Origin of the sequence: Micromonospora endophytica (assembly GCF_003236305.1) — a bacterium.
In the GTDB taxonomy this organism is placed as follows: Bacteria; Actinomycetota; Actinomycetes; order Mycobacteriales; family Micromonosporaceae; genus Micromonospora; species Micromonospora endophytica.
In genome coordinates, this window is the sequence record NZ_POTX01000242.1 from 1 (window position 1) to 8749 (window position 8749).

11 protein-coding genes are annotated in these 8749 nt (G+C 72.6%); 7 read left to right on the top strand and 4 right to left on the bottom strand.

All coding sequences use genetic code 11. The features are described from left to right. From C1I93_RS25210 to C1I93_RS25225, 4 genes are all read left to right on the top strand, one after another. Nucleotides 1-969 (top strand): hypothetical protein (locus C1I93_RS25210; protein ID WP_309148217.1); only part of this gene is annotated, 969 nt, incomplete at its 5' end. A 119-nt stretch (nt 970-1088) separates the two neighbouring features. Further along, complete coding sequence (locus tag C1I93_RS25215; protein WP_111245773.1) at nt 1089-1526, top strand: nitroreductase family deazaflavin-dependent oxidoreductase; 438 nt, start codon at nt 1089-1091, stop codon at nt 1524-1526. A 130-nt stretch (nt 1527-1656) separates the two neighbouring features. After that, nucleotides 1657-2001 (top strand): DUF1330 domain-containing protein, encoded by a 345-nt coding sequence (locus tag C1I93_RS25220; RefSeq protein ID WP_111245774.1) that lies wholly within the window; start codon nt 1657-1659, stop codon nt 1999-2001. A 263-nt stretch (nt 2002-2264) separates the two neighbouring features. Next, nucleotides 2265-2546 (top strand): adhesin, encoded by a 282-nt coding sequence (locus C1I93_RS25225; protein ID WP_111245783.1) that lies wholly within the window; start codon nt 2265-2267, stop codon nt 2544-2546. A gap of 4 nt (nt 2547-2550) precedes the next feature. On the opposite strand, the gene C1I93_RS25230 is transcribed toward C1I93_RS25225, so the two are convergent. Then, nucleotides 2551-3624: a beta family protein gene (locus C1I93_RS25230; RefSeq protein ID WP_309148218.1), complete on the bottom strand. Its 1074-nt coding sequence runs from the start codon at nt 3622-3624 to the stop codon at nt 2551-2553. Between the two features lie 82 nt (nt 3625-3706). Here C1I93_RS25230 and C1I93_RS25235 point away from each other — a divergent pair, with 82 nt between their 5' ends. Beyond that, entirely contained in the window at nt 3707-4591 is an 885-nt protein-coding gene (locus tag C1I93_RS25235; protein WP_111245776.1) for a sulfotransferase domain-containing protein, read from the top strand. 157 nt (nt 4592-4748) lie between these two features. Here C1I93_RS25235 and C1I93_RS25240 read toward each other — a convergent pair whose 3' ends face one another. The 3 genes from C1I93_RS25240 to C1I93_RS25250 form a co-directional block, all read right to left on the bottom strand. Further along, on the bottom strand, nt 4749-5273 hold the full coding sequence (locus C1I93_RS25240; protein ID WP_111245777.1) for a PepSY domain-containing protein: 525 nt from the start codon (nt 5271-5273) through the stop codon (nt 4749-4751). Between the two features lie 104 nt (nt 5274-5377). Further along, on the bottom strand, nt 5378-6652 hold the full coding sequence (locus C1I93_RS25245) for a sensor histidine kinase (protein ID WP_111245778.1): 1275 nt from the start codon (nt 6650-6652) through the stop codon (nt 5378-5380). Beyond that, nucleotides 6649-7344, bottom strand: coding sequence for a response regulator transcription factor (locus tag C1I93_RS25250; RefSeq protein ID WP_111245779.1), 696 nt, complete (start codon nt 7342-7344; stop codon nt 6649-6651). Before C1I93_RS25250 ends, C1I93_RS25245 begins: the two co-directional genes overlap by 4 nt. Before the next feature lie 111 nt (nt 7345-7455). Here C1I93_RS25250 and C1I93_RS25255 point away from each other — a divergent pair, with 111 nt between their 5' ends. Then, a complete protein-coding gene (locus tag C1I93_RS25255; RefSeq protein WP_111245780.1) occupies nt 7456-7977 on the top strand; it encodes a septum formation initiator in 522 nt (173 codons plus the stop codon). A gap of 365 nt (nt 7978-8342) precedes the next feature. Beyond that, on the top strand, nt 8343-8735 hold the full coding sequence (locus C1I93_RS25260; RefSeq protein WP_111245781.1) for a cupin domain-containing protein: 393 nt from the start codon (nt 8343-8345) through the stop codon (nt 8733-8735). Nucleotides 8736-8749 lie beyond the last annotated feature (14 nt).

Consider the following 8749-nt stretch of genomic DNA (forward strand, 5'->3'; position numbering starts at 1 on the left):
GCCCGACACGGCGGGCCCGCCCGACACCGCCCGGTCCGGGTCGACGGTGTCCGCGCCCACCTGGATTCCCGGGCCCCGGCTCACCGGCACCGGACCGGCGCGACAACTGACAGCCGGGCCGCAACTGACAGCCGGGCCGCCGCCCGCCGGCTGGTCCGCGCCCGCCGACGTCGCCGTCACGCGGTCGAGGCGGTCGCCGCCTTTGCCGGCCTGCTCGCCCTGGTCGGCCTGGTGAACTGGTGGTCCGAGCCGGTCCCGGAAGCCCCGCCGGAGTCCGACGGCCTGCCCGCGGTGGTCGGGCGGCCGAGCCTGCCTAGCCCGGTGCCCAGCGCTCCCGCCGTGCCCGGGTTGCGTCCCCGCGACCGGTCGCCCAGTCTCAGCCCCGCCACTGCGACACCCCGCACCGCACCGGCCGCGCCGGCTGAGCCGACGACGCTGACCGTGCGGCGAGCAGACATCCCGGCCACTGTGGACCTGACCGAACTGGGCCGGCGCGACTGGGTGCACTGGGGGCTGGGGGGAGCGGAGGCCACGGCGCGCAAGCGTGACGGCTCCGGCGAGATCCGTGACCTGGGCGGCACTGGCGAGCGCAGTGGCTGGGACGGCAACCAGGAGTTGTTCCGCTGGCGGGACGGCGCGCCTGTCGAGTCGACCGATCCCACGCCCGACGGGGTCTTCACCTGCGGTGCCGGCAGCGGCTTCCGGCTCGCCGTGGTCGCCGACGGTCAGCCGCGTACCGCCACCGTCTACCTCGGCGTGTGGATGGCCGGTGGCCGGTTGGACGTCCAGCTTCCCGATGGCCCCAGCCGCACCGTACGCCTGGAGGAGCGACACACCAGCCAGTCCACTGCCGTGACCGTCCGGTTCCAGGCGCCGGCGGGGACCCGGCTGCTGCTCACCTGGACGGTGGAGGAAGTCTTCACCCCCCACTGCGCCAACGTCGCCCTCCAAGCCCTCACCCTGAGCTGAAAGGAGGGGCCCCCTGTTAACGCCTCGTGTAGAGCAGGGGTCCCCTTTTAACACTCGGCCGGTGCACACCCAGCCGGCCGGTAGCGTGGTGGGGACGGCACCATGATCCAGGAGGGTCTATGAGCACGAGTGAACAGGTGGTGGACAGCCCCGAGGGCTGGGTCGCCGAGCACATCAACCGGTACGTCGACACCGACGGCGCCGACGGGCACGAATGGCAGCCGGGCGTCTTCACGTTGCTGTTGACCACCCGCGGCCGGCGCAGCGGCAAGCTGCGGCGCACCGCGCTGATCTACGGCCGGGACGGCGACGCCTACGTGGTCGTCGCTTCCCAGGGCGGTGATCCCCGGCACCCGGCCTGGTACCTCAACCTGCTGGCGGAGCCGGAGGTGCAGGTGCAGGTCGGTGCCGACCGGTTCACGGCGCGGGCACGGACCGCCACGGCCGAGGAGCGCGCCCGGCTGTGGCCCACGATGGCCGGCATCTGGCCGGCGTACGACGACTACCAGACGAAGACCGATCGGGAGATTCCCGTGGTCCTGCTGGAGCGGGTCTGACCTGCTGCTTCGCGGTCGTGCGCCTACGTGGCGGCGGCTGCGGGGTGGCCCGCGTGGGGAGTCTGCGGCAGACTGCCAGGATCGCCCGCGCTCGCCGTCGAGCGGGGGCTGCCGCACGGGGAGGACGACCATGCCCGCCTTCGCACTGGCCCATCTGCACGATCCGCAGGTCAACGAGGACATCCTGAGTTACCTGGAGCGGATCCAGGCCACTCTCGAACCGTTCGACGGCCGTTTCGTGGTGCATGGGCCGGAGGTGACGGTGCTGGAGGGTGACTGGCCCGGCAGCCTGGTCATCATCGAGTTTCCCGACCGGGAGCAGGCGTCGGCCTGGTACGAATCACCCGCCTACCAGGAGATCCTGCCGCTGCGTACCCAGTACATCAGCGGTTCCGTGATCATCTTCGACGGGTTGCCGCCGGGCTTCGACCCGAGCCGGAAGGCGGCGGCGTTGCGGGCGCAGGCCGCCGGCTGAATCGCCAGGGGGCTCAATTTCCGCCGTCTGCCCAGGCTCCTTGTCATACCCGTTTTCGACGTCGCCACACCGGGCAAAGTAATTTACGGCTGTCTATTTGACGGATGTGCTGGCAGCGGGCACCGTGGGCAGTGCGGGGGCGCTGGAGCCGCCCCGATCTGACGGTGGTCCACCGGCGCTGGGTGGGCCGAGTCCGGTCCCAGGAGACCGCGACCCGGGCGTGCGTGCCCAGAGCCGAATCCAACCCACGAGGAGTGCCCACCATGCTCACGATGACCGACAACGCCGTCCTGGTGATCCGTGACCTCGCCAACCAGCAGGACGTCGCGGAGGATGGCGGCGTACGCATCGCCGCGGACACCGTGGCCGGGTCGCTCACCGTCGAACTGGTCGCCGCGCCGGTCGAGGGTGACCAGGTGGTCGACAACCAGGGTGCCCGGATCTTCCTCGACTCCGACGCCGCGGACCTGCTCGGCGACGCCTCCGTCGACGCCAGCGTGGACGACGAGGGCGTGGTGCAGTTCGGCTTCACCGAGAAGGAGTAGCCGCTCAGTCGGTGACCCGCCGGCGCGACGCCCGCCCGCGCCGCGACGGACCGGATCGAGGTTGCCGGGCCGGCTCGCGGGCCGGCGGTCGCAGCGCGTCGAGCACGTGGGCCAGATGGTGCGACGTGCTCCACGCGAGCCAGTTGGTCGTCGATCCGGCACCGGCGAGCCGCCGGGAGCGGCGCACGATCTCGTGATCGCCCCAGGAGAAGTTCGCCCCGGCAGGCGGCCAGTGCGGTGCCGACACCAGAGCGCGGCACATGTCGGTCACCCGTTCGTCGCCCCGCCCGCCCCGCCGCGACCAGCGGTAGATCCACCAGGCGCCGTCAGTGGTGTAGCGAACGGTCGGCAGCCGGTCACCGCCCGGCTCCGCGTCGGGCGTCGCCGGGCTCACGCCGTAATCGCCGAAGCCCACCCCGAGGTCGGTCAGCCGCTGCCAGAGCAGCCAGTCCCAGCGGACCAGCCGTACCGGTTCGTCGGTGGGCAGCCGGTGCAGCGTGGGCGGGATGCCGCCGGCCACCACCGCCACCGAACGCCAGGCGTGCCGCCGCGCCCAGTCCAGCACCCGCCGGGCCCGAGGCTCGGTGGTTCGTACGTCTGCCGCACAGCACACGTCACCGCAGTCGACGAGCAGGTCGCACTCTTCGGGAGCCAGCCGCGCGTACCGCCAGATCCGCTCCATGGCCGCGGTGGTGGCATCGGGGCCGGCCCGGTGCTGGCTGATCCGCAACCGCACCACGGCCCGTCCGGTGTGGGCCCGCGCGGCGAGCCCGTGCGCCACCAGCCGCCTGTCGCTCTCCGTCGGCCCGATCACCGGAATCAGTGGTACGCCCCAGCGGGCCGGCTCGGCACCGGCCAGGTCGGAGCGGTCGTCGACCTCGACGGCGGGTACCAGCCCCGGTGGCAGCCGACCCAGGGCATCGACCACCCACCGGTCCATAACAGACAGTTGCAGGATCGGGGCGACAGCCGGGGCGAGGGCGGCGTCGAGGTGACCGAGCGCCTCCAACTCGCCCCGTCGCGCGGCGAGAACGGGGCGGTAGACCAGCTCCGCCATCCGACCCTCGCGGCCAGGCATCATAATTCAATGTAGCCAGCCCATCACGGCAGGCACCGGATGAGTGCACGAAACCAGCCGGACGGGCGACTATCGTCGACCGATGCCCGATGCCGCCTTCCGATACCGGTCTCCCGACGAGGACAGTGCACGGTGGCGGAACTTTCCCCGTCGTGCCGGTGACATCGTGATCAGCACCCGGTCCAAGAGCGGGACCACCTGGATGCAGATGATCTGCGCGCTGCTGGTGCTGCGTACGCCGGAACTGCCGGCGCCCCTGCCGGAGTTGTCGCCCTGGCTGGACTGGCTCGCCGAACCGGCGGAGTCGGTGTACGACCGGCTGGCCGCCCAACCCCACCGCCGCTTCATCAAGACCCACACGCCACTGGACGGCCTACCTGTCGATCCCCGGGTGCACTACGTCGTGGTGGCCCGGCATCCGTTGGACATGGCGGTCTCGCTGCACCACCAGAGCGCGAACCTGGACCGCGCCCGCCTCGCCGCGCTCACCGGCCAGCCGGCGGCACCCGTACCCGACCGGGTTCGGCCTACCGTGCAGGAGGCGCTCGTACGCTGGGTCGACGCGGATCCGGATCCGCGCGAGGAACTGGATTCGCTGCCCGGCGTCATGTGGCATCTGCGGGACGCCTGGTCCCGACGGCACCAGCCGAACGTCCACCTCGTGCACTACGACGACCTCTCCGCGGACCTGTCCGGGCAGATGCACCGGCTCGCCGCGTTGCTGGAGCTGGACCCACCCGGCCCGGACCTGGTGGCGGCTGCCACCTTCGACCGGATGCGTGCCGCGGCCGACCGGTTGGCGCCCGATCCGGTCGGCATCATGAAGGATCGGCGGGCCTTCTTCCGCAACGGTCGGTCCGGGCAGGGCCTCGCTCTGCTCGACGAGGCCACCCGGGACCGCTACCGGGCGCGGGTCGCCGCGCTGTCTCCACCGGACCTGCTCGCCTGGCTGCATCGGGAGCGGTGACCGCCGCCCTCGGCCCCGCCCGCCCCGGCGCGGCGTCCGGTGCTGCGGAGTCGCCCCGGGAACACGCCTGGGCCTGGGCTTGCGCCCAGGCCCAGGAGTCACCGCCAGGTCAGTGGCCGCGCTCGCGACCACCGGCACCCGACGTCACAGACCACTGTCAGTCGTCGTCCCGGTCGTCATCGTCGTCATCGTCATCGTCGTCGTGGTCGACCGGCTCCTGCTCGGCCTTGAGCACCGCACCGGTCTCCCGGTCGACGTCGATGTCGTGCTCGGTGTCGCCCGAGACGATCTCGATCTCCCAGACCGGCCGGCCGTTCTCCCGGTCCCGGTCAGTCTCGGTGATCCGTCCGCCGCCGACGTGCGCCAACGCGATCTCACCGGCCCGCTCACCGCTCACCGCGTCGTCACCAGCCGGCGCAGCCGTGGCGGCGTCGGTGGGAGTGGCGGTGGGAGTGGCGGTGGTGCCGCTGGGGCTGGCCGGCGTGGCCACGGTGCCGCTGTCATCCGGCGTGGCTTCGACGGTCGGGACGCCTTCGGTCGTCGGGGCACTTGTCGCAGCGGTGAGCGTGGTCTGCCGCGACCGGTCGTTGTCGGCCGCCGTCACGCCCAGGAACACCCCGGCAGCCGTGAGCACGGCCGCCGCGCCGCCGACCGACGCCAGGAGCAGAGGGTTGCGCCTCATCGTCTTCCACCTTTCCTCGGTTTGTTGCATCGAGGATCGGTCTTGGCGCGATAGCGGCGCGCTGTCCGAACCCTAACGTCCGGTTAAACCGTGCACGACGTGGCTCAAGGGGTCGCGCGGCCGAGCCGGAGAACCACCTGGGCGCCGCCGCCGGGACGCTCGCCCAGCTCCAGTCGGCCACCGCTGGCCTGGGCGGCCCGGCGGGCGATGTCCAGACCGAGACCTGTCGACCCGGCCTGGCTGGCACCACGGCGTACCGAGTCGGCGGTGATGCCGGGGCCTTCGTCGGCGACGGTCAGCGTGACGTGGTCGCCCGCTGGCGCGAGCCGCACCGCGAACGCGGTGCCGTCAGGGGTGTGCGCGAAGACGTTGCCCAGCAGGGCGTCCACCGCCGCCGCCAGTTCGTCGGCGGGCACCGCCACCGGCAGCGGACCCGGTGCCAGGTCCAGTTCCACCGCGCGGCCGGTCTCCTCGGCCAGCACCGACCAGAAGGCCACCCGCTCGGTCACCGTCGCCACCGCGTCGGTGGCCACCGCGCCAGCGGCGGGCGTACGCCAGCGGGCCTGCTGGATCAGGCCGGTGACGGCGCGTTCCAGCCGGTCCACCGCGTCGGTGACCCGGGCGGCGTCGCGCGGGTCACGCAGCGACTCCGCCTCCAGACGCAGTGCGGTCAGCGGGGTGCGCAGCCGGTGGGACAGGTCGGCCACCTGCTCCCGCTCCTGCACCAGCAGTTCCTGGATCCGGCCCGCCAGATGGTTGAGGGCACCACCCACCTCACGCAGCTCGGCCGGGCCGGTCGGCCGTACCCGCGCGTCCAGCTCGGCCCGGGCCAGCCGGTGCGACACCGCGGAGAGTTCGCTGATCGGGCGGACCAGGGTGCGGGCCAGGCGGTCGGCCACAGCCAGGCCGATCAGCACCAGCAGCACCCCGAGCAGGGCCAACACCAGCCAGGCCCGGCCCACCCCGGCGGTCATCTCGGCGTACGGCACCACGGTGCGGATCACCGTCGTGCCGTCCGCGCGGCCCTGTACCGCGATCACCACCTCCCGCCCCTCGGCCGACTCCGCGGTGAGGCTCTGCCCGCGTGCGGCCAGCTCGACGGCGGGCGTACGCGCACTGGGCGAGCCGAGCACGGTGCCGTCGGGCAGGAACACGCTTATCGGCCGGCCGTACTCGGCGGCGAGCTGCTCGACGGTGAGCCGGACGGTGTCCGGGTCGGCGGCGCCGACCACCGGGGCGAGGCTCTGCGCGTCCGCGGTGGCCCGCACGGTCGCCCGGTCCTCCGCCGCGGTACGCAGCAGCAGCGCCAGCGGCACCAGGAAGGCGATCACGATGAGTACGCTGACCGCCGCGACCAGCAGCGCCAGCCGCGCCCTCATCCGGCGGCCTCCGGCACGACGAGCCGCACCCCGACCCCGCGCACGGTGTGCAGGTAACGCGGCTGCTGGGCGCTCTCGCCCAGTTTGCGGCGTAGCCAGGACAGGTGCACGTCGACGGTCTTGTCCGCCCCGCCGTACGGGATCTGCCACACCTCGGTCAGCAACTCCCGTTTCGTCACCACCTCACCGACCCGGGTGGCCAGGTGCCGCAGCAGGTCGAACTCGCGGGGGGTCAGCTCCACCGGCTCGCCGTCCAGGCTCACCTGCCGTGACCGGGGGTCGATCCGCAGCCCGCCGATCACCATGGTGGGATCCGCGTCGGCGATGCCGCCGGGGCCGCGCCGCAGCACCGCCCGTACCCGGGCGTCGAGCTGCGCGGCGGTGAAGGGCTTGACCACGTAGTCGTCCGCCCCGGCGTCGAGCACCCGGACGATCTCCGTCTCGTCGTCGCGGGCGGTGGCCACGATGACCGGGACCGCACTCACCGCCCGCAGCATCCGCAACAGCTCACGGCCGTCCAGGTCGGGCAGCCCGAGATCGAGTACGACCAGGTCGGGCCGGTCGTCGAGGGCGTCACGCAGCCCGGTCATCGCGGTCGACGCTGCCGCCACCGCGTGTCCGCGCTCGCGTAGCCCCCGCACCAGGGGCGTACGGATGGTGAGGTCGTCCTCGATCAGCAGCAGGCGGGCCACAGCAGGCAGGGTAGCCCCGGCCGGGCCGATTGGCCCCGTCGGTGACCTGGATCGCGTTCCTTTAGCGTTCCCCGAAGGTCGCCTTAACCTGCGGTCGGGCATAGTCGGGTGATGGGCCGTCGAACCTTCCTCGTCGCCGCCGGGTGGCTGGCCACCGCGCTCGTGGCCACCGTGATCGGGCTCGCCGCGATCCAGTTGGTGGGGGAGAGCCTCACCGGAACCCCGGGTGGGGTACGCAGCCAGGACGAGGTGGCCCGGGCGTTGGCCGAGCCGGTGCCGACCACCCCGGCCGGCCCGTCCACCGGGGAGCCGGCATCGCCCGCCGCCCCGACCACGCCGGGCACGTCTGCGGCACCGGACGGGCAGAGCCCGACCGCGGTGCCGGCGAGCCCGAGCGCCGAGCCGGGGAACCGGCGCAGTTTCAGCTCTCCGGGCGGCAGTGCAGTGGCCGAGTGCGTACCGGGTGGGGTGTATCTGTCGTTCTGGTCGCCGCAGCAGGGCTACCGGGTCGACGACGTCGATCGCGGCCCCGACGACGACGCCGAGGTGACCTTCGTCGGGCCGAGCGGCAAGCACGAGTTGTCGGTGCGCTGCGTGGGCGGAGTGCCGGTGCTGGAACCCGACGACGACTGAACGCACCCGAGCGCGGCGCTGACTGAACGCACCTGAGCGCGGCGATGGCTGAGCGCAGCCGAGCGCGGCGTTGACTGAACGCACCCGAGCGCGGCGCTGACTGAGCGCAGCCGAGCGCGGCGTTGACTGAGCGCAGCCGAGCGCGCGGCGCCGTTCCATCCTTGCGGTCGGAACGTCGCCGCGCTCGGCCGTCTCCCACCGCCGCAGCCGTACGGCGGTACGTCAGCGGGGACTTTGCGTGACCGGCGCTGCCGGTCGGTCCTGTCGATCCCCGTTCGGCCGAGACGCAAACCCTGAAACCGTGGCCGATTCCACCATTTGCGAGACCCGGCGTGTGCGGGCCCGCAACGGGGTATGTGCGGGGCATGGAGCACTTCACTATCGCGACTGTCGCCGAGAAGAGCCCGGACTTCCGGCGCGTGCTGTGGACCGGGGAGCACACCCAACTCGTGATCATGACTATCCCGCCGGGGGGTGAGATCGGCGAGGAGGTCCATGAGGATGTCGACCAGATCCTGACGTTCGTCAGCGGCACCGGCGAGGCGCGTGTCGGCCGAGGCAAGCGCGAGGTCGCCCAGGGCGACCTGGTGGTCGTGCCCGCCGGCACCAAGCACAACTTCGTCAACACCGGCCCGAATCCGCTGGTGCTCTACACCGTCTACGGTCCACCGGAGCACGCTGACCAGGCCGTGCACCGGACCAAGGAGGAGGCCGACAAGGCCGAGGCCGCCGGCAAGGACGAACCGCCCACCTCCTGACTAGCCCCCACCCC